Origin of the sequence: Bradyrhizobium sp. NAS96.2, from assembly GCF_001908235.1 — a bacterium.
In the GTDB taxonomy this organism is placed as follows: domain Bacteria; phylum Pseudomonadota; class Alphaproteobacteria; order Rhizobiales; family Xanthobacteraceae; genus Bradyrhizobium.
Genome location: NZ_LGHK01000047.1, coordinates 44,696 through 70,224, shown reverse-complemented (window position 1 = coordinate 70,224; position 25,529 = coordinate 44,696). Strand labels below are relative to the sequence as shown.

Here is a 25,529-nt window from a genome sequence, read left to right as displayed (position 1 = left end):
GCCCGCGCCGAAATCACCGCCGCCCGCGCCAGCAGCGGCCGCCAGCAACAGCCAGGACGACATCGATTCACTCCTGGCCAGCCTCGACGAGGCGACGCCCGCGGCCGAGATCAGGCCGTCGCCGCAGCCGGAAGCCCAGCCCGAAGCCGACGTGTTCGAGCTCACCGACGACATGGCGCTGCCGGAGCCGGCCCCCGCGCCATCGTTCCGCAAGGTCGAGCCGCAGGACGACGTCGAATTCACCGAGGCCCGCACCCGGGCGCCTGCTCAGGAATCCGTTCGCGAGCCAGTCCGAGAACCACCGGCGATCGAAACCGCGCCGATGCAGCAGATCATCTCGGGAACCACGATGCGGGCGGTCGAATCCGCCTTCAACTCGCTGGCCAACACCGTGCTGAGCAACAATGCTCGGACGCTGGAGGATCTGGTCAAGGAGATGCTGCGGCCGATGCTGAAGTCCTGGCTGGACGACAATCTGCCGGGCCTGGTCGAGCGGATCGTCAAGGCCGAGATCGAGCGGGTATCCCGCGGTCGATAGCCCGCCCCGCAGGGGCTTGGCAGCCCTCATTCCGTCCCCAAATGCCCAAAACGCCGTTTTGACGTGCCAGTCCGGTTGACTTGGTGCGCTCCGGCGGCTTTCTAACCTTTCCCTATGGTCCACAGCGCATTGTCATGATCGAGAAAAACTACCAGCCCGCCGATATCGAGCACCGTATGGCCCGGATCTGGGAGGAGAGCGGTGCGTTCAAGGCCGGCCGGCCCGAGCGCAAGGACGCCGCGCCCTTCACCATCGTGATCCCGCCGCCGAACGTGACCGGGTCGCTGCACATGGGCCACGCGCTCAACAACACGCTGCAGGACATCCTGTGCCGCTTCGAGCGGATGCGCGGCCGCGACGTGCTGTGGCAGCCCGGCACCGACCATGCCGGCATCGCGACCCAGATGGTGGTCGAGCGCCAGCTGATGGAACGGCAGGAGCCGGGCCGGCGTGACATGGGCCGCGCCAAGTTCCTCGAGCGGGTCTGGCAGTGGAAGGCCGAGAGCGGCGGCACCATCGTCAACCAGCTCAAGCGGCTCGGCGCGTCCTGCGACTGGTCGCGCGAGCGTTTCACCATGGACGAGGGCCTGTCGCGCGCCGTCGTCAAGGTGTTCGTCGAGCTGCACCGCGATGGCCTGATCTACAAGGACAAGCGCCTGGTCAACTGGGACCCGAAGCTGCTCACCGCGATCTCCGATCTCGAGGTGCAGCAGGTCGAGGTCAAAGGCCATCTCTGGTATCTACGCTACCCGATCGAGGGCCGCAGCTTCAGCCCCGACGATCCGAAATCGTTCATCGTGGTCGCGACCACGCGCCCCGAGACGATGCTGGGCGACACCGCGGTCGCGGTGCACCCGGACGACGCGCGGTATGCTGACCTGGTCGGCCAGCATGTCATCCTGCCGCTGGTTGGCCGCAAGATTCCGATCGTTGCCGACGACTATTCCGATCCGGAGAAGGGCTCGGGCGCGGTCAAGGTGACGCCGGCGCACGACTTCAACGACTTCGAGATCGGCAAGCGCCACGGCCTGCCGCAGATCAGCGTGCTCGACCAGGAAGGCTGCCTCAGCCTGGTTGATAACGAGGACTATCTGCGCGGCCTGCCTGTTGGCGCCGACGAGTTCGCCGCCGAGTTCGACAAGATCGAGCGCTTCGCCGCGCGCAAGAAGATCGTCGCAAGGCTGGAGGAGTTCGGCTTCCTCGAGCGGATCGAGCCCAACACCCACATGGTGCCGCATGGCGACCGCTCCGGCGTCGTGATCGAGCCGTATTTGACCGACCAGTGGTATGTCGACGCCAAGACGCTGGCGCAGCCGGCGATGGCGGCGGTGCGCTCGGGCGAAACCACGTTCGTGCCGAAGAACTGGGAAAAGACCTATTTCGAGTGGATGGAGAATATCCAGCCCTGGTGCATCTCGCGCCAGCTCTGGTGGGGCCATCAGATCCCGGCCTGGTACGGCCCGGACGGCAAGGTGTTCGTCGCCGAGACCGAGGAAGAGGCGGTCGGCAACGCGCTCGGCTATTACGTCGAGCAGGAAGTCATCACGCCGGGGCAGGGCCACGACATGGCGGTCGATCCCGCCAAGCGCGAAGGCTTCATCACCCGTGACGAAGACGTGCTCGACACCTGGTTTTCGTCGGCGCTGTGGCCGTTCTCGACGCTGGGCTGGCCGGACGACACGCCGGAGGTCGCGCGCTACTACCCGACCAACACGCTGGTCACCGGCTTCGACATCATCTTCTTCTGGGTCGCCCGCATGATGATGATGGGCCTGCATTTCATGAAGCAGGCGCCGTTCTCGACCGTCTACATCCACCGTCTCGTCCGCGACGAGAAGGGTGCCAAGATGTCGAAGTCGAAAGGCAACGTCATCGATCCGCTCGGCGTGATCGACGAATACGGCGCCGACGCGCTACGCTTCGCGCTGACCCGCGAGGCGGCGCAGGGCCATGACATCCGCCTGTCGCCGCACCTGGTCGAGACCAACCGCAACTTTGCGACCAAGTTCTGGAACGCGTGCCGCTTCGCCGAGATGAACGAGTGCGTGAAGCCGGACGGTTTCGATCCGAAGGGCGCGAAAGAGACGCTGAACCGCTGGATCGCGCACGAGACCTCGCGCGTCACCCGCGAGGTGACCGAGACGATCGAGGATCATCGCTTCAACGATGCAGCCGGTGCGATCTACCGCTTCGTCTGGAACGTGTTCTGCGACTGGTATCTCGAGCTCGCCAAGCCCGTGCTGATGGGCGAGGAGGGCGCGGCCAAGGCCGAGACCCGCGCCATGATCGCCTGGGCGCGTGACGAGATTCTCAAGCTGCTGCACCCGTTCATGCCCTTCATCACCGAGGAGCTGTGGGCCGTGACCGCGAAGCGCGACGGCCTGCTGGTGCTGGCGTCGTGGCCGCGCAAGTCGGGCGTCACCGGCGAGCAGCTGGCGGCGATCGCGACTGCCGGTCCGGTGGTCGATCCGATCATTCCGCCGGTCATTGCCGCGCTCGACGCCGACGAGTTCAGCGATCCCGCCGCTGAGGCCGAGATCGGCTGGGTAGTCGATCTCGTCACCGCGATGCGGTCCGTGAAGGCGGAGATGAACATCCCGCCGTCGACGCTGACGCCGCTGGTGATCGTGACGACTTCGGATGAGACGCGCGATCGCGCGCAGCGCTGGAACGACACCATCAAGCGCCTCGCGCGCTTGTCGGAGATCTCGTTCGCGGATGCCGCGCCGGAAGGCGCGATGCAGCTTCTCGTGCGCGGTGAAGTCGTCGCATTGCCCCTGAAGGGCGTAATCGATCTCGCCGCCGAGCGCGCGCGGCTGGAGAAGGAGCTCGGCAAGGCCGACGCCGATATCAAGCGCGTCGACGCCAAGCTCTCCAACGAGAAGTTCGTCGCCAACGCGCCGGAAGAGCTCGTCGAGGAAGAGAAGGAAAAGCGCGGAGCGGCACAGGAACGCCGGGCCAAGATCCTCGAGGCGATCGAGCGGCTGAAGAAGGCGTCGTAGCCAGGGCCCCGTTCCGATTGAATCGGAACGGGACTCTGGATTCTTGTTCTGACGCGTATTCCTCAGCGAACCGGTGTCCACTTCGCTGGAAAACGCTTTGGCAGCGCCTTACGCTCAAAACCGCTTGCTGAGGAATTTCGATCCCTTCAGGCCGTAGCGCCAGGGGAGCTCGACGGCCTTGGTGATGCCGATCCGGATCCCGGTGACGATATCGGGCGTCTCGAGCCGCGCGTGGAGCGCGATCGGGGGACGGTCGAGCGGCAATTCGCTGTGGGCGATGGTGATGCCCATCGCCTCGCACAGCTTGCCCGGTCCCGAGCACAGCGCGCGCTCGTCTTCCAGCCCGCGCCGCCTCCGCATCGCGGCGAGCCCATGGGTCGGCTCGATCGCACGGATCAGGACGGCGCTGGCCGAGCCCGCTTCCTCGCACACGAAGTTGACGCACCAGTGGATGCCGTAGGAGCGGTAGACATAGGAGAACCCCGGCGGGCCGAACATCACCTGGTTGCGCGGGGTCGGGCCATTGAACGAGTGGGCCGCCGGCTCGGTGTGATGGTAGGCCTCGACCTCGGTGATGATGCCGCCGACGCCGCCGACCAGGAAGGTCGCACCGATCAGGCCGGGTGCGACCTCATGGACGCTGCGATCGAAAAAGGAGCGTTTCAGCGCCTTGCCGAGGCGCGGCGCGGTCGTACGGGTCGATCGGGGATTTTGAGCCATTTTGAGGTGGGAATCGGCATGGAACGGACCGCAACACTGCCAATATCTGGGCTGGTCTGCTAGGGTCGCAGCGCGGGTTGCGAGCCGCGCCAACACCGATTAGCTATGGTTTCTCGCGACTTGCAGGCACCTATGGTCACCATCGTCGACACCATCTCCACCACTCAGCTCCGCCCGCGTCACCCCGAAAAGGTGAACCGGCCGGATGCCGTATCGCCGCCGAAGCCGGACTGGATCCGGGTTCGCGCGCCGAACACGCGCGGCTATGCGGATACGCGCCGGATCGTGAAGGAGAATGGCCTCGTCACGGTGTGCGAGGAGGCCGGTTGCCCCAACATCGGTGAGTGCTGGGACAAGAAGCACGCCACCTTCATGATCATGGGCGACACCTGCACGCGCGCCTGTGCGTTCTGCAACGTCAAGACCGGTATGCCCGGCGCGCTCGAGGCGAGCGAGCCGGAATACGTCGCGGAGGCCACCGCCAAGCTCGGGCTCACCCACGTCGTGGTGACCTCGGTCGATCGCGACGATCTCGCCGACGGCGGCGCCGAGCATTTTGCGCAAGTGATCCGCGCCATCCGCGCGCGCTGCCCGACCACCACGATCGAGATCCTGACGCCGGACTTCCTGCGCAAGGAGGGCGCGCTCGAGCGTGTGGTCGCGGCCAAGCCCGACGTCTTCAACCACAACCTGGAAACCGTGCCGTCGCGCTATCTGACGGTCCGTCCGGGGGCGCGCTATTTCCATTCGATCCGGCTGCTGCAGCGGGTCAAGGAGATGGACCCGACCATCTTCACGAAATCGGGCATCATGGTCGGCCTCGGCGAGGAGCGGCACGAGGTCTTGCAGGTGATGGACGATCTGCGCTCGGCCGAGGTCGACTTCCTGACCATCGGCCAGTATCTGCAGCCGACGCGCAAGCATCACGCCGTGATGCGCTACGTCACCCCTGACGAATTCGCCGGCTACGAGCGTGTTGCCTATACCAAGGGTTTTCTGATGGTGTCGGCGAGTCCGCTGACGCGCTCGTCGCATCACGCCGGCGAGGATTTTGCGAAACTGCAGGCGGCACGCACGGCACGCGGCCGCTAGATTTTGATGAACAGCGGGAAGCCGGCGCCATCATGCGCCGTTGCCGGATCGAGCCCTTATCGAGCCTCGACCGAACCTTGGACGGGACCAATGCAGCGCGTTCTGGTGATGGGATCGTCGGGATCCGGCAAGTCGACCTTTGCGCGGCGGCTGTCCGCCCTGACAGGCATCCCGACCGTGTCGATCGACGCGCTGTTCTGGAAGCCAGGCTGGGTCGAGTCCGACACGGACGAGTTCAACCGCCGCATGACCGCAGCCGCGCGAGAGCCGCGCTGGATCATGGATGGGAACTACACCAAGAGTGGTGCAGGTCAGTTGCGCAGAGAACTCTCCGATACGATCATCTGGTTCGACCTGCCGCGATCGACCTGCATGCTCGGAATCCTCGGTCGCATTGCCGCGAGCTATGGCCAGGTGCGGCCGGAGATGGCGGAAGGCTGCCCGGAGAAGATCGATCTGGAATTCTTCCGCTACGTCTGGACCTATCGCCGGCAGCAGCGGCCGAAGCTGATCGAATATTTTTCAGGCTTGCGTGCCGATCAATCGCTGGTCTGCTTTACCAACCGGGGGCAGGCCGACGACTATCTGAACAACCTCGCACTCCAGCCAAACCGTGCGAGTATCCACTGATGCCACGATTCTCCAGCAAGCGACGGGTCCGCCACACTGCGCCCCAAATGTTCGACCTGGTCGCCGACGTCGAGCGCTATCCGGAATTCGTGCCGCTGTGCCAGGCGCTCAAGATCCGCCAGCGCACGCCCAAGGACGACGGCACCGAGGTCGTGGTGGCCGACATGACGGTTTCCTTCAAGCTGGTGCGGGAGACCTTCACCAGCAAGGTGACGCTCGACCGGCCCAACCTGAAGATCCTGGTCGAATATCTCCGCGGCCCGTTCAGCAATCTGGAGAACCGCTGGAGCTTCGAGCCGAAGTCGGAGACCGAATGCGATGTCGGCTTCTTCCTGAATTACGAATTCAAGAGCCGAATGCTGGCGATTCTGATGGGCTCGATGTTCGACGCCGCCTTTGGGCGGTTTGCCCACGCGTTCGAGAAGCGCGCGGACCAAGTCTACGGCAAGCCGGCCATTTCGTAACTCCATCCGTCATTGCGAGCCACCCGGTCGGCGCGGAGCGCCGCCGGATGACAGGCTCCGCGAAGCAATCCATCTCACCACGCCGGCGGTGGCATGGATTGCTTCGTCGCTTCAGCGCAAAATTGCTTTGCAATTTTGTCGCGAGCTCCTCGCAATGACGTGGCAATGACGTGGAGGGAGAAAGGGCATCGCAGCGATCTGAGCGCGATGCCCAGATGCTAAATCACGGGCAGGAACGCCGCACGCCGCCGGACGCGATGTAGGTGCCGGAAGCCGGGTCGTAGGAGCGGAAACGCTGCGAGCAATAGGCGTCGTTGTTGGCCTTCGCCTGGCTCGCCGCAATCGCGCCGCCGATGATCGCGCCGGCCGCAAGCCCGCCGATGACCGCAGCGCCGTTTCCGCCACCGTGGTGATGGTGGTAATATCCGCCACGGTAGCCGTACCCACCGCGATAGCCGTAACGCGGGCCGCCGTGCCAGTGGCGATACTGCACGTGCTCGACGGAGGTAGGCTGGTCCTGCAAACGGGCGGCGGGCGCGAGCGGCGCGGCGAACGAGGGGACAACAGTCGACAGCGTCATGGCGCCAGCGGTGATTGCGGCCACGACCAAAGTTCCCAACTTCATCATTTTCTCCTTGTTGTGGGATTTTGCTGTTCGAAGAACAGTTGAAACAGCAGAGTTGGATCAAGAGAAAACGGCGAGGCGACGTCAACGCTCCACCTAAGGTGGGCGGCACTGGGTCGCAGTTGACTCGAAGTTATCGCGGGGTCGTCGCTCGTGCGAACAGACTTGGACAGGCCTAACCGCGCGGCGGCCGCCGACGTTTCGCGGCGTGGCTCCGCGGCGAACGGGCTACCCTCGTCCGCAACCGGCTGGCAGTCTCGCGGCGCGGCTTGGCGGCCTGCGGCGGGCGCGCGAGCTCCATCAACATGCGCAGCGCCTCGACCACGGAGCGTTGCCGCACTGTGCTGCGGCCGATCGCGCCGAAACGCTGCTCACGGTGAAGGATGCGGCCATCGCGCGCGGCGACGGCGAAATGCACGAGGCCGACCGGCTTGCCCGGCGTCGCGCCGCCAGGGCCCGCGATGCCGGTGATCGAGACTGCAAGGTCGACGCCGGCCTTTTCCAGCGCGCCGATCGCCATCGCGGTCGCGGTCTCCTTGCTGACCGCGCCGAACGTCTCAAGCGTCGCCGCCTTGACGCCGAGCATCACCCGTTTGGCCTCGTTCGAATAGGTGACGAAGCCGCGATCGATGACGTCGGAAGAGCCGGGGATGTCGGTGAGCGCACCCGCGACCAGGCCGCCGGTGCAGGATTCGGCGGTCGCGATGGTCAGCTTGCGCATCCGGCACAGGTCGAGCAGCGAGCGGGAGAGGGCACGAGCGTCGCTGCCGCCCATGTCAGGCACTCCAGCTCTTGTCGTCCCAGGGAAGACGGATCGTCGCGCTCGCGGTTGCTGCGATGCCTTCCTCGCGGCCGGTGAAGCCGAGCCGCTCGCTGGTGGTCGCCTTGACCGCGACGCGCGAGATGTGGACGCCGGAGATATCTGCGATCTTCGCCCGCATGGTATCGCGCAGCGGACCGATCTTCGGCCGCTCGCAGATCATCGTCACCTCGAGATTGGCGATCCGTCCGCCGCGCGCGGTGACGCGCTCGACGGCATATTTCAGGAACTGGTCGGAGGAGGCGCCCTTCCACTTGGCATCGCTCGGCGGGAAGTGCGAGCCGATGTCGCCGTCGGCGAGCGCGCCGAGAATGGCGTCGACCAGCGCATGCAGCCCGACATCGCCGTCGGAATGGGCCAAGAATCCTTTGGTGTGCGGCACGCGCACGCCGCAGATCATGACATGGTCGCCGTCACCAAAGGCATGCACGTCATAGCCGGTGCCGGTCCTGATATCGCCGAGCTGGCTTGCGAGCCGCGCTTCCTCGCGCACGAAGTCTTCCGGTGTGGTGAGTTTCATGTTGGCAGCATCGCCTTCAAACGTCGCAACGGTCAATCCCGCCCATTCAGCAAGCGCGGCATCATCGGTGAAATCGCTGCGGCCCTCGCGCGCAGCGCGACGATGCGCCTCCAATATTACGTCGAAACGAAACGCCTGTGGCGTCTGCGCGATCCGCAGGCGCGCGCGCTCCGGCGTCGCCTCGACGTCGCCGGTATCGCCGGTGAGCTTGATCGTGTCGGTGACGGGAATCACCGGGATCGCTGCACCGGTCCGGCCAGCCGCGGCGATTGCGCGCGAGATCACGGCTGCGGTGACGAAGGGGCGCGCGGCATCGTGGATCAGGACGATGTCCGGCTTCTCGCCGGCGAGCGCCTCGAGCCCGGCATGGACCGAGGCCTGCCGGGTTGCGCCGCCGGGCGTTGGCGGTTGATGGCGCAGGCCTGCAACCGCTTCATCGAACAGCGCGGCGTCGTCAGGGTTGACCACCGGCTGCACCGCAAACACGTCGGGGTGTCCGGAGAACGCCTCCATGGCGCGGTAGATCACCGTCTGCCCGCCGATCGTCCGGTATTGCTTCGGACCGCCTGCGCCGGCGCGCAGTCCACGGCCGGCTGCGACAAGGATGGCTGCGGTACGCTCAGGCTTCGGCATTTTGAACCAGTGACAGACGAATCGGGGATGAGGGGGATGGCGGGGATCGCCCGCCGCGCACAGCCCTTAGCATGACCGCTGCGCAAAAACAGAGCGTTTGCCGCTGACTGTGGGAAAAGCAGATTTTGTTGCAGTGCACTTGCGTCGGTGATAGAAATGTCTAAACCGTAGGCATGAGCCTTGACTGCACAAGAATTGTGCGCAGAATAGAGATGTCAGCTGCAATGGCGTGGCTGCAAAACGACGAGACGGCTGTGACCGGCGTGCAAAGTACTCCTCGTAACCCATTGAAGATAGGCGATATTGCTGTCGCCAACCGGGTTCTCCTCGCGCCCATGTCCGGCATCACCGACGCGCCCTTCCGGCGACTCGCTGCCACTTTGGGCGCCGGCTTGGTGGTCTCCGAGATGACGGCCAGCGATGATCTGGTGAATGGCAAGCCGATGTCGAAGCTGCGTTGTGAGGCAGCCGGGATCGGGCCGCATGTAGTCCAGCTTGCCGGCTGCGAGACCCGCTGGATGGCGGAGGGCGCGCGGATTGCCGAGGGCGCCGGCGCCGACATCATCGATATCAACATGGGCTGCCCGGCACGGCACGTCACCGGCGGCCAATCCGGCTCGGCCCTGATGCGCGACCTCGACCACGCGGTGACGCTGATCGAGGCGACGCTATCGGCGGTCAAAGTGCCGGTGACGCTGAAGATGCGGCTCGGCTGGGACGATCGCTCGCTCAATTCGCCCGAACTGGCGCGCCGCGCCGAGGCGGCGGGCGTGCAGATGGTCACGGTGCATGGCCGCACCCGCTGCCAGTTCTACAAGGGCGAGGCGAACTGGAACGCGGTGCGCGCGGTCAAGGACGCCGTCACGATCCCGGTCGTGGTCAACGGCGACATCACCTCGTTCGACAAGGCGGTCGATGCACTGGAGATGTCAGGCGCCGACGCCGTCATGATCGGCCGCGGCGCGCAGGGCCAGCCCTGGCTCCCCGGCCAGATCGGCCGCCGCCTCGAGACTGGAATCGCGGAGACGGCGCCGTCGCTCGCCGAGCAGCTCAAGCATGTCCGCGCGCTCTATGACGAAGTCTGCAGCCACTATGGGCTGCGGATCGGGCTCAAGCATGCGCGCAAGCATCTCGGCTGGGCGCTGGAGACCGCTGCGGCCTATAGTTGCGCGCCTGCGGCAACCTTGAAGTCTTGGCGGCAGGCGATCCTCACCTCGGAGGAGCCGTCCAGCGTGCATCGCGCGCTCGAGGACGCCTACGATGATTTTGCCTGGAGTGCTGCCGCATGACGTCAGCCATGGAATTCCGCCGGCCCGTGCCGACCGACGGTGAGGCCATCCTCAATGCGCTGCCCAACCCGGTGCTGCTGGTCGCACCCGACGGGCGGATCGTCGATGCCAACATCGCCGCCGAATCCTTCTTCGAGATCTCGACCCAGTTCCTGCGCCGGCAGTCGCTGAAGGAATTGGTGCCGTTTGGCAGCCCGCTGCTGGCGCTGATCGAGCAGGTGCGCGCAAGCGGCTCGCCGGTCAACGAGTACAAGGTCGATCTCGGCACGCCGCGGATCGGCGGCGATCGCCAGGTCGACCTGCACGTCGCGCCGCTGACCGAGCGGCCCGGCCACATCGTGGTGATGCTGCAGGAGCGCACCATCGCCGACAAGATGGACCGCCAGCTCACCCATCGCAGCGCGGCGCGCTCGGTGATCGCGCTGGCCGCGATGCTCGCCCATGAGATCAAGAACCCGTTGTCGGGCATCCGCGGCGCCGCGCAGCTCCTCGAGCAGCAGGCGTCCTCCGAAGACCGCCTGCTGACGCGGCTGATCTGCGACGAGGCGGACCGCATCGTGACGCTGGTCGACCGCATGGAGGTGTTCGGCGACGACCGTCCGGTGGCGCGCGGTCCGGTCAACATCCATTCCGTGCTCGACCACGTGAAGCGGCTGGCGCAGTCCGGCTTTGCCCGCAACGTCCGCTTCATCGAGGACTACGATCCGTCGCTGCCGCCGGTGCTTGCCAACCAGGACCAGCTGATCCAGGTCTTCCTCAACCTCGTGAAGAACGCGGCCGAAGCGGTCGCCGATCTCGGCACCGATGCGGAGATCCACCTCACCACGGCGTTCCGGCCGGGCGTGCGGCTGTCGGTGCCCGGCAAGAAATCCCGGGTCTCGCTGCCGCTGGAATTCTGCGTCAAGGACAATGGCTCAGGCGTGCCGGAAGACCTGCTGCCGAACCTGTTCGATCCCTTCGTCACCACCAAGCAGACCGGCAGCGGGCTCGGCCTCGCGCTGGTCGCCAAGATTGTCGGCGATCACGGCGGCATCATCGAATGCGAGTCGCAGCCGCGCAAGACCACGTTCCGGGTGCTGATGCCGATGTACAGCGCCGCCAAGCAACTCGACCATAGCAACCGCGATGACGTTCCGGGTACGTCCTCGCCTGCCTCTCAGGATGCACGATGAGGAACACCAATGCCTGCAGGTAGCATACTTGTCGCTGACGACGACACCGCCATCCGGACCGTCCTGAACCAGGCGCTCTCCCGCGCCGGCTACGAGGTGCGCCTGACCGGCAACGCCGCCACGCTATGGCGCTGGGTCAGCCAGGGCGAGGGCGATCTCGTCATCACCGACGTGGTGATGCCGGACGAAAACGCGTTCGATCTGCTGCCGCGCATCAAGAAGATGCGGCCGAACCTGCCGGTCATCGTGATGAGCGCGCAGAACACCTTCATGACCGCGATCCGCGCCTCCGAGCGCGGCGCCTACGAATATCTGCCGAAGCCGTTCGACCTGAAGGAGCTGATCACCATCGTCGGCCGCGCGCTGGCCGAGCCGAAGGAGCGGGTCTCCAGTCCGGCCGATGACGGCGAGTTCGACTCGATCCCGCTGGTCGGCCGCTCGCCGGCGATGCAGGAAATCTACCGTGTGCTGGCCCGGCTGATGCAGACCGACCTCACCGTGATGATCTCGGGCGAGTCAGGCACCGGCAAGGAGTTGGTCGCCCGCGCGCTGCACGACTACGGCCGGCGCCGCAACGGCCCGTTCGTCGCGGTCAACATGGCGGCGATCCCGCGCGACCTGATCGAATCCGAATTGTTCGGTCACGAGCGCGGCGCGTTCACCGGCGCCAACACCCGCGCCTCCGGCCGCTTCGAGCAGGCCGAGGGCGGCACGCTGTTCCTCGACGAAATCGGCGACATGCCGATGGAGGCGCAGACCCGTCTGCTCCGCGTGCTGCAGCAGGGCGAATACACCACCGTCGGCGGCCGCACCCCGATCAAGACCGACGTGCGCATCGTCGCGGCCTCCAACAAGGACCTGCGCATCCTGATCCAGCAGGGCCTGTTCCGCGAGGATCTGTTCTTCCGCCTCAACGTGGTGCCGCTGCGGTTGCCGCCGCTGCGCGAGCGCATCGAGGATCTGCCCGATCTGATCCGGCACTTCTTCTCGCTCGCCGAGAAGGACGGCCTGCCGCCGAAGAAGCTCGACGCCCAGGCGCTGGAGCGGCTCAAGCAGCACCGCTGGCCGGGCAACGTCCGCGAGCTGGAAAACCTCGCCCGGAGGCTCGCCGCGCTCTATCCGCAGGACGTCATCACGTCCTCGGTGATCGATGGCGAACTGGCGCCGCCCGCGGTCACGTCGGGCAGCACCGCGACCGTCGGCGTCGACAATCTCGGCGGCGCGGTCGAAGCCTATTTGTCCTCGCACTTCTCCGGCTTCCCGAACGGCGTGCCGCCGCCGGGCCTCTACCACCGGATCCTCAAGGAGATCGAGATCCCGCTGTTGACCGCCGCGCTGGCGGCGACCCGCGGCAACCAGATCCGGGCCGCCGACCTGCTCGGATTGAACCGAAATACGCTGCGCAAGAAGATCCGCGACCTCGATATCCAGGTCTACCGGAGCGGCGGATAGGGCGTTTCGCGCAAAGCGGGCGCCGGGTCGTGTGAAGAAAGCGCGCCGGAACAAAGGGGCTCGAGCTTCGGTTCTGACTTGATCAGACGCGAAGCTCCAGCGAATCCGGACGGCGCGGTCACCGTTATTGAGTAGTCACAAATGGTTTTGAGGACACGGCGCCGCATTGTGGTTTGCGCCGCGGAAATGTCGCAATTCGGCAACATTGTGATATGATTGCATCAGTTCGCAATTCCCGCGGGCGATCGCACTCAGCTCAATTGCCGGTATGACCAGCGCAGAGACAACCGCCTCAACGTTACACGCGCCACCGGCCGAGCCCCATGCAGAGGCGCGGGGCTTTCCGCTGCGGCGCTGGCTGGCGCCGTTCGCCGTGGCCATCGCGCTGCTGTCCGCCTTCCTGACCTTCGTGGTTCTAACCGGCCTGACCCCGATCGAGCCGACCTCCGAGGTGGTCCGCTCCTTCCTGATGATCAACGCCGGCACGATCCTGCTCCTGGTCGGGATCATCGTCCGGGAAGTCTGGCAGATGGTGCAGGCGAGGCGGCGGGGCCGGGCGGCGGCACGGCTGCACGTCCAGATCGTCGGCCTGTTCTCGGTGATCGCGGTGCTGCCCGCCGTGCTGGTGTCGATCGTCGCCAATGTCACCATCGAGCGCGGCCTCGACCGGCTGTTCTCGGGCCCCACCAAGCAGGTGATCCAGAACTCGCTGACGATCGCCAGCGCCTACATGCAGGAGCACGCCCAGCTCATCAACGGCGACACGCTGGCGATGGCCAATGACCTCGCCCATGCGCGACCGCTCTACGACCAGGACCGCATGACGTTCCTGCAGCTGATGACGGCCGGCGCCGAGTCGCGCAATTTGCCGGTCGCGGTGCTGATGGACAAGGACGGCAAGATCGTCGCCAGCGCCGAAACCGGGGTTCGCCTGAATTACGAGGCGCCGCCGCCGGACATCCTGAAGGACATCAACGAGACCGAGCCGAAGATCTCGGTCTTCCCGGAAAACTACGTCGCCTCCGTGGTCCGGCTGCGGGCCTATGACGACATGTTCCTGTACGTCGCGCGGCTGCTCGATCCGGCTGTGGTCGCCCAGCTCAAGCAGACCCAGACCAGCGCCGCCGAATACGCTCAGCTCGAGACCCGAAGGCTCGGCATCCAGGTCGCGTTCGCGCTGATGTTCGCGGTGATCGCGCTGACCATCCTGATGGCCTCGGTGCTGATCGGGCTGAACTTCGCCAACGGGCTGGTGTCGCCGATCCGCCAGCTGATGGGCGCGGCGAGCGAGGTCTCGACCGGCAACCTCAACGTCCAGGTGCCGGTCCATAAATCGGCCAGCGACCTCGCGCTGCTCGGCGAAATCTTCAACAAGATGACGCAGGAGCTGCGGACCCAGCGCAACGAGCTGGTCGATGCCAGCGAGACAATCGACAGCCGCCGCCGCTTCATCGAAGCTGTGCTGTCGTCGGCCTCTGCCGGCATCATCGGCGTCGATGCCTCCGGCAGCGTCGGCATCCTCAATCGCTCGGCGGAGAAGCTGATCGGGCACGCCGAGTCGGAGACATTAGGCCATCCGCTCTCGGACGTGCTGCCCGAGCTCGACGAGATGATGAAGACCGCGCGCGAGGGCACGCAGCGCCTGGTGCAGGGGCAGGTCACGATCCTGCGCGACGGCCATGAGCGCAATCTGTCGGTTCGCGTCTCGGCCGAGCAGACCAGCCAGTCCCGCGACAGCTACATCATCACGCTCGACGACATCACCGAATTGGTCTCCGCGCAGCGCACCTCGGCCTGGGGCGACGTCGCCCGCCGCATCGCGCACGAGATCAAGAACCCGCTGACCCCGATCCAGCTTTCGGCCGAGCGCATCCGCCGCAAGTTCGGCAAGACCATTACCGAAGAGAAGGACAAGTCGATCTTCGAGCAGTGCACCGACACCATCGTGCGCCAGGTCGACGACATCAGGCGCATGGTCGACGAATTCTCGCGCTTTGCGCGGATGCCGAAGCCCGTGATGGAAGGCGAGGACGTTGCCGACGTGGTGCGCCAGGCGGTGTTCCTGATGAAGGTCGCGCATCCCGATCTCGCCATCGAGGCCGACATCAAGCAGTCGCCGCTGCCCGCGCAGTTCGACCGCCGGCTGATCTCGCAGGCGCTGACCAACATCATCAAGAACGCGACCGAGGCGATCGAGCAGGTGCCGCCCGAGGAACTCGGCAAGGGCCGCATCGACGTCGTGGCGCAGCGCGAGAACGACGACATCCTGATCGATGTCGTCGACAACGGCATCGGCCTGCCCAAGGTCGCGCGCGCGCGGCTGCTCGAGCCCTATGTCACGACGCGGGCGAAGGGCACCGGACTTGGACTTGCGATCGTCGGCCGCGTTCTGGAGGACCATGGCGGCCGCATCGAGCTCAAGGACGCGTCCGATTTCCGCGAGGGTCAGCGCGGTGCCTGGATGCGGCTGCGCTTTTCCGTCACCGGCCAGGCGGCCAAGCCGGAGAACAAGCCCGAGAGCAAGGACCAAAAGCCGGACGTGAAGCCGGAAGCAAACGACCCCGACAGTGAAAAAAATCCGCCGGAAGAGCCGACCAACGGCCCGGCACAGGCGACCAACAATGAACCAAAAATCCAAGAAGCAAATAGCCAAGAGCCAAATGCGCAAGAGCCAAGAAGCCAAGAGCCAAAAATCAAAGCCGCGACGGGCGACTGACAAGGCAGGTGTAACCCATGGCAAGTGACATTCTGATTGTCGACGACGAAGCTGACATTCGTGACCTCGTCGCGGGTATCCTGGACGATGAGGCTTCTCCACGCGCACCGCGCGCGACAGCGATTCGGCGCTGGCCGAAATCGCGAACCGCCGCCCGAACCTGATCTTCCTCGACATCTGGCTGCAGGGCTCCAAGCTCGACGGCCTGCAACTGCTCGAGCAGATCAAGAAGGACAATGCCGATCTGCCGGTCGTGATGATCTCCGGCCACGGCAACATCGAGACCGCGGTCGCCGCGATCAAGCGCGGCGCCTACGACTTCATCGAGAAGCCGTTCAAGTCGGACCGGCTGATCCTGGTCGCGACCCGCGCGCTCGAGACCTCGCGGCTGAAGCGTGAGGTGAAGGAGCTCAAGCAACTGGCGCCCGCCGCGAGCGTGCTGACCGGCCGCTCGGCCTGCATGAACCAGCTGCGCCAGACCATCGACCGCGCCGCCAAGGCCAACAGCCGTATCCTGATCGTAGGTCCCTCCGGTGCAGGCAAGGAGCTCGCCGCGCGCACGCTGCACCATGCGTCGGGTCGCGCCGAAGGGCCGTTCGTGGTGATCAATGCGGCCGCGATCACGCCGGAGCGCATGGAGATCGAGCTGTTCGGCATCGAGGGATCGAACGGCGAACAGCAGCGCAAGGCCGGCGCGCTCGAGGAAGCGCATGGCGGCACGCTGTTCATCGACGAGATCGCGGACATGCCGCGCGAGACCCAGAACAAGATCCTGCGCGTGCTGGTCGATCAGACCTTCCAGCGCCAGGGCGGCACCAGCAAGGTGCATGTCGACGTCCGCATCATCTCCTCGACCGCACGCAATCTCGAGGAGGAGATCGCCGGCGGCCGTTTCCGCGAGGACCTCTATCACCGCCTCTCGGTGGTGCCGATCCGGGTGCCGCCGCTGTCGGAGCGCCGCGAGGACATCCCCGAGCTGATCGACTATTTCATGGACCAGATCTCGGCGGCCACCGGCCTGCCGAAGCGTCAGATCGGACAGGACGCGATGGCCGTGCTGCAGTCCCATGTCTGGCCGGGCAACGTCCGTCAGCTCCGCAACAACGTGGAGCGCGTGATGATCCTGGCCGGCGGCGGCCCGGAGGCGATCATCACCGCCGACATGCTGCCGCAGGACGTCGGCTCCATGGTGCCGGCGATGCCGACCTCCAACAATGGCGAGCACATCATGGGTCTGCCGCTGCGCGAGGCACGCGAGGTGTTCGAGCGCGACTATCTGATCGCCCAGATCAGCCGCTTCTCCGGCAATATCTCGCGTACCGCGGAGTTCGTCGGCATGGAGCGCTCGGCGCTGCATCGCAAGCTGAAGGCGCTCGGGGTCGGTTGACCCCGCGCTCCGGGCCGGCGACCGCAGGCGACGGGGAGTGCAGGCAACTTGGCGAAGCCTCGGCGATCAACCGCCGGGGTGGCCGGACCAGGGTCAGGGCCGGGTGGGCCGGCGAGCGAGGCGAGGGTGGGGCCGGTACAACCCGGGATTTATCCACTCTCCACGAGAATATTCGTCTCTTTCCGTGCCCTTTCTTAGAATTGCCACCGTGTTCCTACCGACTGCACCGCGAACCGGCTTGCCTAAAAACCGCGCGTGGCCTCTAATCCTACCGCTACGCCTGCCAGAGGGGGATCTCAGGGCAGGTGGGCAGCCGGAGGAGGCTCCGTCAGAGAGCCGCAACCGGTTCAATAAAAAGAAGCACAAGCTTGCGGGACAAAAACAATGGCGGCAGACCGCGCACAAAATCTACAAGACACCTTCCTTAATCACGTTCGTAAAACCAAGACGCCACTGACGATATTTCTGGTTAACGGAGTAAAGCTGCAGGGCATTGTCACATGGTTCGACAATTTCTGTTTGCTGCTGCGGCGCGACGGTCACTCGCAGCTTGTCTACAAGCATGCGATCTCGACCATCATGCCCGGAGCCCCGATTCAGCTGTTCGAAGGTGGTGAGGACGCACCGGCTTGAGAGTGAACTGATTGGAACCCTTCAATCGTGAAGGGGGCGCCGACCGGACCAAGTCTAGGCCCGGGTCGGCGGGGAACGGCAGCAGCGGGCGCGTGATCGTCATCGGCCCGTACCTGCGCGCGCGCCGTGGCGACGGCGACGCGCAAACGTCCTCTGTCCGCGACTACGAAGCGCAGATCGAGGAGGCCGCCGGCCTTGCCGGAGCGATCGATCTCACCGTGGTGGAATCCGTCATCGCGCCGATCAGCCAGATCCGGCCCGCGACCTATCTCGGCAAGGGCAAGGTCGAGGAGATCAACGGCCTCGTCGCCAGCAACCATGTCGAGCTCGTGGTGATGGATTGCGCGCTGTCGCCGATCCAGCAGCGCAACCTCGAGAAGGCCTGGAGCACCAAGGTGCTCGACCGCACCGGTCTGATCCTGGAAATCTTCGGCCGCCGCGCCAAGACCAAGGAAGGCGCGCTGCAGGTCGAGCTCGCCCATCTCAACTACCAGCGCAGCCGCCTGGTGCGGTCCTGGACCCATCTCGAGCGTCAGCGCGGCGGCTTCGGCTTCATGGGCGGCCCCGGCGAAACCCAGATCGAGGCCGACCGCCGCCTGATCTCCGAGCGCATCACCAAGCTCGAAGGCGAATTGAAGAAGGTGCAGGCGACGCGGCGGCTGCATCGTGCCGGCCGCCAGCGGGTGCCGTACCGTGTGGTGGCGCTGGTCGGCTACACCAATGCCGGCAAGTCGACCCTGTTCAACCGCTTGACGCGGGCCGACGTGCAGGCCGCCGACATGCTGTTTGCGACGCTCGACCCGACGCTCCGCGCGCTCAACCTGCCGCATGGCGGCAAGGCGATGCTGTCTGACACGGTCGGTTTCATCTCCAATTTGCCGACCCAGCTGGTGGCCGCGTTCCGCGCCACGCTGGAGGAGGTGCTGGAAGCCGACATCATCCTGCATGTCCGCGACATCTCGCATGAGGATGCCGAGGCGCAGGAGCGCGACGTCGAGGGCGTATTGCGCCAGCTCGGGATCGATCCCGACGCCGACGGCGGCCAGCGCATCATCGAGGTCTGGAACAAGATCGACCGCTTCGATCCCGAGGAGCGGGACAATCTGCGCAACATCGCCGCGCGCCGCCCGCCGGAGCGGCCATGCTTCCTGGTTTCGGCCGTGACCGGTGAGGGGATCGACGCACTGCTGTCGGCGATCGAGGTTCGCTTGGCGGCCAAGCGCTCGACGCTGCAGCTTTCGATCGACGCATCCGACGGCGCCGGCATCAGCTGGCTGCACCGCAACGCCGAGGTCCTGAACAAGGAGCTGCATGGCGAGCGCTTCGACATGACGGTGCGGGTCGACGAGACCAAGCGCGACATCGTGGTGAGCCGGTTCGCCGCCGTGCCGCACGGGGCGTAAGCCTCCGGCGCCGCGCGCCGCATTCCGCCAAAATATGACGGCGTCGTGACGCGGCCTCACTCCGGCACGCCTGCGGCGTGGCGCCGCACTTTCTGTTTGAAATCTCCGCCGCCTTGGTTCATTGCGCTGCAGAACGCAAAGGCGAGGGCGATCGATGCAAGACTCCGAAACCATGACCAAAGAAGCGCTCAGCCCGAACGGGGACCTCGCCCATGTGCGGGCACCCGAGATCGTCGATGCCCTCAACGCCCGGGAGCCGGCAGATGCCGCCGCGCTGCTGCGATCGCTGCCCGCCGAAAAGGCGATCGAGGTGCTCGACCTGCCCGGGCTCGACAACACCTGCGAGATACTGGCCGAGCTGCCGCAGGACACCGCGGTGTCGCTGCTCTCAGGCGTCTCCGACGACCGCGCCGCCGACATCTTCAAGGAACTGGTCGAGCCGCTGCGCACCACGCTGCTGAACGGGCTCAATCCGGAGACCCGCAGCGTCATCTCGGGGCTGCTGGCCTATCCCGAGCGCAGCGCTGGCAGCATCATGACGACCGAATTCGTCAGCGTGCCCTCGAACTGGACCATCGCCGAGGTCTTGCATCACATCCGGATGGTCGAGCGCACCCGCGAGACCGTGTACTCGATCTTCGTGATCGATCCGGTCAAGAAGACCCTGATCCAGGCCGTGCCGCTGCGCCGCCTGATCTCGGCCGATCCGCACGCCAACGTCCTGACCGCGGCGCCGGCGCGAAAGCCGCTGATGATCGCCCCCGAGGCCGACCGCATGGAGGCGGCGCGGCTGATCTCGCGCTACGATCTGCTTGCGGTCGCGGTCGTCGACGGCCCCGGCCACATCCTCGGCATCGTCACGGTGGACGACGTCATCGACGCCATCGTCGAGGAATCGACCGAGGACGCCCAGAAGTTCGGTGGCATGGAGGCAATCGACGAGCCATACCTGCGGATCGGTTTCGGCGAGATGATCAAGAAGCGCGCCGGCTGGCTGTGCGCGCTGTTCCTGTCGGAAATGCTGACCGCGACCGCGATGCAGTCGTACCAGAGCGAGCTTGAGAAGGCGATCGTGCTGACGCTCTTCATCCCGCTGATCATGAGCTCCGGCGGCAACTCCGGTTCGCAGGCCACCTCGCTGCTGATCCGCTCGCTGGCGCTGCACGAGGTGCGGCTGCGCGACTGGTGGCGGGTCGCCGTGCGCGAGCTGCCGACCGGCATCGTGCTCGGCTCCATCCTCGGCCTGATCGGTATTGTCAGGATCACGCTCTGGCAGACGATGGGCCTGTTCGACTACGGCCCGCATTGGGTGCTGGTCGCCGCGACCGTCGGCGCCGCGCTGATCGGCATCGTCACCTTCGGCTCGCTATGCGGCTCGATGCTGCCGTTCATCCTCAAGCGCATCGGCTTCGATCCGGCCAGCGCCTCCGCGCCCTTCGTCGCGACGCTGGTCGACGTGACCGGCCTCGTGATCTATTTCGGCGTTGCCGCGGTTATATTGCGCGGGACGCTGTTGTAAGATGAGGGGGACGCGTGTTTGACGCGATCCGCATCCACACACTCAATGTCGTCCCTGCGAAAGCAGGGACCCATAGCCACCGGCCCTGATTGTTGAGCACGCTCGAAGTTCTGCTCGCCTAGGTGAATCCTTGGCGATGCCGCGGGACTGATACCGTCAACCAACCGATAGATCACGCGGTATGGGTCCCGGCCTTCGCCGGGACGACGGCTTCATTTGCCGTCTTCGCCTCGTTCCACAACGCATCCATCTCCTCGAGCGATGCCCCCTCCAGCGAGCGCCCCCGCGCCGCCAGCGCCTTCTCGATATAGGCGAACCTCCGCTCGAACTTGGCGTTGGTCGCGCGCAGCGCCGTTTCCGGATCGGCGTCAACGTGGCGGGCGAGGTTGACCAGCGCGAACATCAAGTCGCCGGTTTCCTCGGCGATCTCTTGCTTGTCGTTGCGGTCGAGCGCGGCCTCGATCTCGTCTGCCTCCTCGCGGATCTTGGCGAGCACCGCGCGCGGGTCGTTCCAGTCGAAGCCGACGGTGGACGCCTTGCGCTGCAATTCCATCGCCCGGGTCAGGGCAGGCAGGCCTGCCTTTACGCTTGCGAGCAGGGATTTGTGCGCGGTGTCCTCCGGCGGCCGGCGCGCCGCGCGCTCGGCCTTCTCCTCGGCCTTGATGCGCTCCCAGGCGCTCTTGACGCCGGCGGGCTGGATGTTGCCGTCCTTGTCGGCAAAGACATGCGGATGACGGCGGATCATCTTCCTTGTGATCGCCTCGACCACATCGCCGAACGCAAACGCGTTCTGCTCCTCGGCCATCCTCGCGTGATAGACCACCTGCAGCAGGAGATCGCCGAGTTCCTCGCGCAGATCGTCGAGATCGCCGCGCGTGATCGCGTCCGCGACCTCATAGGCCTCCTCGATCGTGTAGGGCGCAATCGTCTCGAAGTTCTGAATGAGATCCCATGGGCACCCGGTCACCGGCGTGCGCAGCGCGGCCATAATCTCGATCAGGCGGGAAATGTCGCGGGAAGGGGTCATGGGACACCGGACTGTGAAGGGTAGACGCGTTATGCCAAATCGGCCCAGCCGATCCCAGAAGAACGCGCCGGAATCAGGGCGCTGTCCACCGATTGGCCTCGGGCGCCGTCAGATGCTAAATCGCGTCCCATGACCGATCAGAACACTTCCGACACCGCGCTGGTGCTGTTTTCCGGCGGCCAAGATTCCACCACCTGCCTGGCGTGGGCCTTGTCGCGCTTTGCGCGCGTCGAGATGCTCGGCTTTTCCTACGGCCAGCGCCATGCCGTCGAACTCGATTGCCGCGATCGGTTGCTGGCCGGGATCAGGCAAGTCCGGCCGGACTGGGCGGCGAAGCTCGGCGACAGCCATACGCTCGCGATCCCGACACTGTCTGAGATCTCGGACACCGCGCTGACCCGCGACGTCGCCATCGAAATGGGCGCGGACGGCTTGCCGAATACCTTCGTGCCCGGCCGCAACCTCGTGTTCCTCACCTTCGCCGCGGCGCTGGCCTACCGGCGCGGCATCCGCCACATCATCGGCGGCATGTGCGAGACCGACTATTCCGGATATCCGGATTGCCGCGACGAGACCATCAAGGCGCTGCAGTCGGCGCTCAACCTCGGCATGGCCCGGGATTTCGAGCTGCACACCCCGCTGATGTGGCTCGACAAGGCCGCGACCTGGCGGCTCGCGCGTGATCTCGGCGGGGCAGGGCTGGTCGATCTGATCCGCGAGCACTCGCACACCTGCTATCTCGGCGAACGCGGCGCGCAGCACGATTGGGGCTATGGCTGCGGCGAATGCCCGGCCTGCAGCCTGCGCGCCAAGGGCTGGCGGGAATATGTCGCGCAGGGTGGTGGCGACAATCATTGAGTTGCCCGACGGGGCAAGCTCTCGGAGCGATCGCATCCAATGCCGCGTCGCAGGGGCGCTCTGGAAAAAAATATCGAAAACAACCCCATGCAAAGGAGCGGTCGGCTGTCGCCGTTGGACACGGACCGCTTGACACGTCGGGCAAATCAGTCGTATTTTTCCATTATTCCGAAATCGCGCAACTGACCATGCCACCCTGCAATAGCCAAGCTGCGGGATGTGGCCGATAGCGATATGCTTTCGCAGGACGACGGCTCTGAATGCGGCACTCTGCAATCCGCGACGGAAGAGGAGCCGCTACTCGAAATCCGCCGCCGTTAGTACGATCGGTTGGCCGTGCGGGGTGCGGTCGGCGGCGTGGTCCCAGGCGTCGCGGTAGCGGTGCAGGGTCTCCGTTGTGGTGACGCCCTTGGCGGCCACGAGGTGCTCGAGCGTCGCCAGCCAATGCTGGTAATAGGTCTCGCCGGTGTCGGGATCGCCGGCGGCCTGCGCGCGCTTGATCTGGTCGGCAAGGGCGGCCGCCCATTCGGGCCATGTGAACACGCCGCGGTCATGCAGCGTCAGTGCCATGGCGAACGCCTGCGCCTCCCACGGCGCGCGGAACACCGGGCCGTCCTGATCGCGGGGAATGCTGGAGACGGCGCTGGTGGCGCGCGCGGCGGCGCCGGCATCCATCAGATGGCCTCCAGATAAGGCTCGAACGCGTCGATCGAAACCTTGATGGTCGGATCGGAGTCCGGTCCCCACAATTCGCGTCCGTCGAACACGACGGTGTACAGCCATTGCGGATGCTCGCCGGCGTCGTTCGCCGCGGTATCGGGGAAAACGTGACAGCCATGATCGCGCTCGACCACCCCGACATGACCACGCACGTAACGCGGCAGCCGGGTGTGCGTGGCGGGGTGAATGTTCTTCGCCCGCACCCGATCGCCGGCCTTGAACTTCGCGGCCGCAGGCGCTGCGCGGCCGAACTTGCCGCGCACCATGATGCGCTCGATATCGGCGGTCGAGAATTTGCCGTGCTTGAGCGATTTCGCCGGCGCAACGGCGTGTCCGGCGGCGACGTCGTCCTTGGAGATATAGCCCTTGTCGAGCAGCAGGGCTTCCAGCCCAAGGAACCATTTTTTGTAATAGGAGCTCGACAGATAGACCTGCGGGGGCAGGGTCTCGCGATAGAAGCGCGAGGCGTCGATGTTGAAGGCGCCGGCCGCGCCCATCGCGCGGACCATCGCGAGCACCCGCGACTCCCATTCCGTATGGAACATCGGCTCGTTCGGCTCGGGCTCGACCTTGCCGAAGCCGTCCATGCCGCCCATGTCGTGGACGCCGTTCACGACGGCGCTCCCGGCGTCTTCGGAAATCCGGTGCCGATCATGGAATCGCGCGTCACGAGCTCGGCGAGTTGCTCCTCGCTCCAGCCCTCGGTACCCGCGGGCCGCATCGGCAGCACCAGGAAGCGCGTCTCAGCCGTGGAGTCCCAGACCCGGATTTCCGTCTCCTTCGGCAGGCTGATGCCGAAATCGGCGAGCACGCCGCGCGGATCCTTGACCGCGCGCGAGCGGTACGGCGAGGCCTTGTACCAGACCGGCGGCAGCCCGAGCATTTCCCAGGGGTAACAGGAGCAAAGCGTGCAGACGACCATGTTGTGACGGCCAGGCGTGTTCTCGATCGCGACCAGATGGTCGCCGACCCGGCTGACATGGCCGAGGGTGCCGACTGCCTTGGAGGCGTCCTCGAGTAGCGCCTGCTTGAACGCGGGATCGCTCCAGGCCTTGGCGACGACCTTGGCGCCGTTATGCGGGCCGATCTTGGTCTCATAGGCCTGCACGATGGCGTCGAGCGCGGCAGCCTCGACATAGCCCTTCTCGGTCAGGATCGATTCCAGCGCGCGGACGCGCAGTTCGGTCTCCGACAATTCGGAATGGTCGTGATCGTGGTGGTGGTGATCATGTTCGCTCATGCCCAGAGAATAGGCGAAACCGCCGTGCTATGTCGAGGCAAGCCGTACACAACAATGCGAGCTGGGAGGTATGCGTGGTTGACTGTGTGACGATCGAAAAAGGCCTCGGGCCGGAGGGGCGCATCGCCGTGGTGCGGTTCGACCGCGGCGACGGGATCAACGCGCTGTCGCCGGACGCGCTGCGGCAGCTGACCGATGCGGCACGCAGCTTCGAGGACGATGGCGACACCTCGGTGGTGGTGCTGACCGGCGGCGCCAAGGCGTTCAGCGCCGGCTTCGACCTCAAGGACGCCGAGGGCCGTTCGCGCGCCACCATGGACATCGGCGCGCTGCGCCGTCACCTGAAGCTCGGGCCACGGCTGACGCGCGCCTGGCAGGAGATGGAGCAGGTCACGATCGGGGCGATCGAGGGCTTCTGCGTCGGCGGCGGCGTTGCGCTCGCCGTCGCGCTGGATTTTCGGGTGATGGCGCGCGATGCCCATATGCGGGTGCCGGAGATCGCGCTCGGCATGAACATGAGCTGGCAGAGCGTGCCGCGCATGCTGCATCTGATGGGCCCGGCGCGGACCAAACAGGCAGTGATCCTGGCCGACGACCGGATCTCGGCCGACGAGGCCTATGAATGGGGCCTGGTGGAGCAGGTGGCTGATCCGGGCAAGTCGTACGAGGCCGCGATGGCACTCGCGGCCAAGGTCGCCGCGCAGCCGCCGATCTCGGTCGCGATGACCAAGCTGACGGTTAACCGGCTGGCGCATGCGCTCGACGATCTCGCCAGCCACATGGACCTCGACCAGTTCGCGCTGGCGAGCCTGACCGACGATCACAAGGAAGGCGTCGCGGCCTTCCTCGGACGGCGCAAGCCACGCTTCAAGGGGCGTTGACGGCACTGTCGTACGATTGTTGCGCCAGTCCGACATCGCCGCCGGTGCCGTCCAAAAGGATGGTCACGTTCGACCGCCACATGGACTATTTGCGAGCGGCCGACGCGATCAAGCGCCGGCAACATGCCAAGGGCGGAGCGAGATTGGCCGAGTTGCCGAATGCCATATGGCCGTGAGGGGTAGCCCAT

At 65.7% G+C, this 25,529-nt stretch carries 22 protein-coding genes and 1 pseudogene; 15 read left to right on the top strand and 8 right to left on the bottom strand.

Features of this window, described 5'->3' with window-relative positions; translation table 11 throughout:
* Both AC628_RS12825 and AC628_RS12820 read left to right on the top strand, forming a co-directional pair.
* Positions 1 to 538: PopZ family protein (locus tag AC628_RS12825; RefSeq protein ID WP_074127165.1), on the top strand; the 538-nt coding region annotated here is incomplete at its 5' end.
* Positions 539 to 672: 134 nt separating this feature from the next.
* On the top strand, positions 673 to 3,540 hold the full coding sequence (locus AC628_RS12820; protein ID WP_074127163.1) for a valine--tRNA ligase: 2,868 nt from the start codon (positions 673 to 675) through the stop codon (positions 3,538 to 3,540).
* A gap of 114 nt (positions 3,541 to 3,654) precedes the next feature.
* Here the strand turns inward: AC628_RS12820 and AC628_RS12815 are convergent, their stop codons facing one another.
* Positions 3,655 to 4,260: a DNA-3-methyladenine glycosylase gene (locus AC628_RS12815; RefSeq protein WP_074127161.1), complete on the bottom strand. Its 606-nt coding sequence runs from the start codon at positions 4,258 to 4,260 to the stop codon at positions 3,655 to 3,657.
* 132 nt (positions 4,261 to 4,392) lie between these two features.
* Here AC628_RS12815 and lipA point away from each other — a divergent pair, with 132 nt between their 5' ends.
* The 3 genes from lipA (at position 4,393) to AC628_RS12800 (ending at position 6,446) form a co-directional block, all read left to right on the top strand.
* Positions 4,393 to 5,352, top strand: a complete 960-nt coding sequence (gene lipA, locus AC628_RS12810; RefSeq protein WP_074127160.1) for a lipoyl synthase — start codon at positions 4,393 to 4,395, stop codon at positions 5,350 to 5,352.
* A gap of 90 nt (positions 5,353 to 5,442) precedes the next feature.
* Entirely contained in the window at positions 5,443 to 5,982 is a 540-nt protein-coding gene (locus AC628_RS12805; RefSeq protein ID WP_074127158.1) for a P-loop NTPase family protein, read from the top strand.
* Positions 5,982 to 6,446 carry a type II toxin-antitoxin system RatA family toxin gene (locus AC628_RS12800; protein WP_074127157.1) on the top strand — a complete coding sequence of 155 codons (465 nt, stop codon included), beginning with the start codon at positions 5,982 to 5,984 and terminating at the stop codon, positions 6,444 to 6,446. Before AC628_RS12805 ends, AC628_RS12800 begins: the two co-directional genes overlap by 1 nt.
* A gap of 223 nt (positions 6,447 to 6,669) precedes the next feature.
* On the opposite strand, the gene AC628_RS12795 is transcribed toward AC628_RS12800, so the two are convergent.
* From AC628_RS12795 to AC628_RS12785, 3 genes are all read right to left on the bottom strand, one after another.
* Positions 6,670 to 7,074 carry a BA14K family protein gene (locus AC628_RS12795; RefSeq protein ID WP_074127155.1) on the bottom strand — a complete coding sequence of 135 codons (405 nt, stop codon included), beginning with the start codon at positions 7,072 to 7,074 and terminating at the stop codon, positions 6,670 to 6,672.
* Between the two features lie 172 nt (positions 7,075 to 7,246).
* On the bottom strand, positions 7,247 to 7,846 hold the full coding sequence (locus AC628_RS12790) for a CinA family protein (protein WP_074127154.1): 600 nt from the start codon (positions 7,844 to 7,846) through the stop codon (positions 7,247 to 7,249).
* 1 nt (position 7,847) lies between these two features.
* Complete coding sequence (locus AC628_RS12785; protein WP_074127153.1) at positions 7,848 to 9,044, bottom strand: bifunctional 2-C-methyl-D-erythritol 4-phosphate cytidylyltransferase/2-C-methyl-D-erythritol 2,4-cyclodiphosphate synthase; 1,197 nt, start codon at positions 9,042 to 9,044, stop codon at positions 7,848 to 7,850.
* Between the two features lie 287 nt (positions 9,045 to 9,331).
* On the opposite strand from AC628_RS12785, the gene dusB reads away from it, so the two are divergent.
* The 8 genes and pseudogenes from dusB (at position 9,332) to mgtE (ending at position 20,615) form a co-directional block, all read left to right on the top strand.
* On the top strand, positions 9,332 to 10,333 hold the full coding sequence (dusB, locus tag AC628_RS12780) for a tRNA dihydrouridine synthase DusB (protein WP_210190192.1): 1,002 nt from the start codon (positions 9,332 to 9,334) through the stop codon (positions 10,331 to 10,333).
* Positions 10,330 to 11,505 carry a two-component system sensor histidine kinase NtrB gene (locus AC628_RS12775; protein ID WP_074127150.1) on the top strand — a complete coding sequence of 392 codons (1,176 nt, stop codon included), beginning with the start codon at positions 10,330 to 10,332 and terminating at the stop codon, positions 11,503 to 11,505. The genes dusB and AC628_RS12775 overlap by 4 nt, the downstream gene beginning before the upstream one ends.
* Positions 11,506 to 11,514: 9 nt before the next feature.
* A complete protein-coding gene (ntrC, locus tag AC628_RS12770; protein ID WP_050419700.1) occupies positions 11,515 to 12,957 on the top strand; it encodes a nitrogen regulation protein NR(I) in 1,443 nt (480 codons plus the stop codon).
* Positions 12,958 to 13,225: 268 nt separating this feature from the next.
* Entirely contained in the window at positions 13,226 to 15,673 is a 2,448-nt protein-coding gene (locus AC628_RS12765) for a sensor histidine kinase NtrY-like (protein ID WP_074127148.1), read from the top strand.
* 17 nt (positions 15,674 to 15,690) lie between these two features.
* Positions 15,691 to 17,060, top strand: a pseudogene (ntrX, locus tag AC628_RS12760) (nitrogen assimilation response regulator NtrX).
* 384 nt (positions 17,061 to 17,444) lie between these two features.
* Entirely contained in the window at positions 17,445 to 17,693 is a 249-nt protein-coding gene (gene hfq, locus AC628_RS12755) for an RNA chaperone Hfq (protein WP_006020546.1), read from the top strand.
* Positions 17,694 to 17,704: 11 nt separating this feature from the next.
* Complete coding sequence (gene hflX, locus AC628_RS12750) at positions 17,705 to 19,096, top strand: GTPase HflX (protein WP_074127146.1); 1,392 nt, start codon at positions 17,705 to 17,707, stop codon at positions 19,094 to 19,096.
* 154 nt (positions 19,097 to 19,250) lie between these two features.
* A complete protein-coding gene (gene mgtE, locus AC628_RS12745; RefSeq protein ID WP_074127145.1) occupies positions 19,251 to 20,615 on the top strand; it encodes a magnesium transporter in 1,365 nt (454 codons plus the stop codon).
* Positions 20,616 to 20,787: 172 nt separating this feature from the next.
* Here mgtE and mazG read toward each other — a convergent pair whose 3' ends face one another.
* A complete protein-coding gene (gene mazG, locus AC628_RS12740) occupies positions 20,788 to 21,642 on the bottom strand; it encodes a nucleoside triphosphate pyrophosphohydrolase (protein WP_074127143.1) in 855 nt (284 codons plus the stop codon).
* 129 nt (positions 21,643 to 21,771) lie between these two features.
* Here mazG and queC point away from each other — a divergent pair, with 129 nt between their 5' ends.
* The gene (gene queC / locus AC628_RS12735) at positions 21,772 to 22,500 is read left to right on the top strand and encodes a 7-cyano-7-deazaguanine synthase QueC (protein WP_074127141.1); all 729 of its coding nucleotides are present in this window, start codon (positions 21,772 to 21,774) and stop codon (positions 22,498 to 22,500) included.
* A 297-nt stretch (positions 22,501 to 22,797) separates the two neighbouring features.
* On the opposite strand, the gene AC628_RS12730 is transcribed toward queC, so the two are convergent.
* The 3 genes from AC628_RS12730 to nthA are packed head-to-tail and all read right to left on the bottom strand — an operon-like array spanning position 22,798 to position 24,460.
* Complete coding sequence (locus tag AC628_RS12730) at positions 22,798 to 23,175, bottom strand: nitrile hydratase accessory protein (protein ID WP_074127140.1); 378 nt, start codon at positions 23,173 to 23,175, stop codon at positions 22,798 to 22,800.
* Positions 23,175 to 23,834 carry a nitrile hydratase subunit beta gene (nthB, locus tag AC628_RS12725; protein WP_074127139.1) on the bottom strand — a complete coding sequence of 220 codons (660 nt, stop codon included), beginning with the start codon at positions 23,832 to 23,834 and terminating at the stop codon, positions 23,175 to 23,177. The genes AC628_RS12730 and nthB overlap by 1 nt, the downstream gene beginning before the upstream one ends.
* Entirely contained in the window at positions 23,831 to 24,460 is a 630-nt protein-coding gene (nthA, locus tag AC628_RS12720; protein WP_074127138.1) for a nitrile hydratase subunit alpha, read from the bottom strand. Before nthA ends, nthB begins: the two co-directional genes overlap by 4 nt.
* A gap of 74 nt (positions 24,461 to 24,534) precedes the next feature.
* Here nthA and AC628_RS12715 point away from each other — a divergent pair, with 74 nt between their 5' ends.
* Entirely contained in the window at positions 24,535 to 25,341 is an 807-nt protein-coding gene (locus tag AC628_RS12715) for an enoyl-CoA hydratase/isomerase family protein (RefSeq protein WP_074127136.1), read from the top strand.
* Positions 25,342 to 25,529 lie beyond the last annotated feature (188 nt).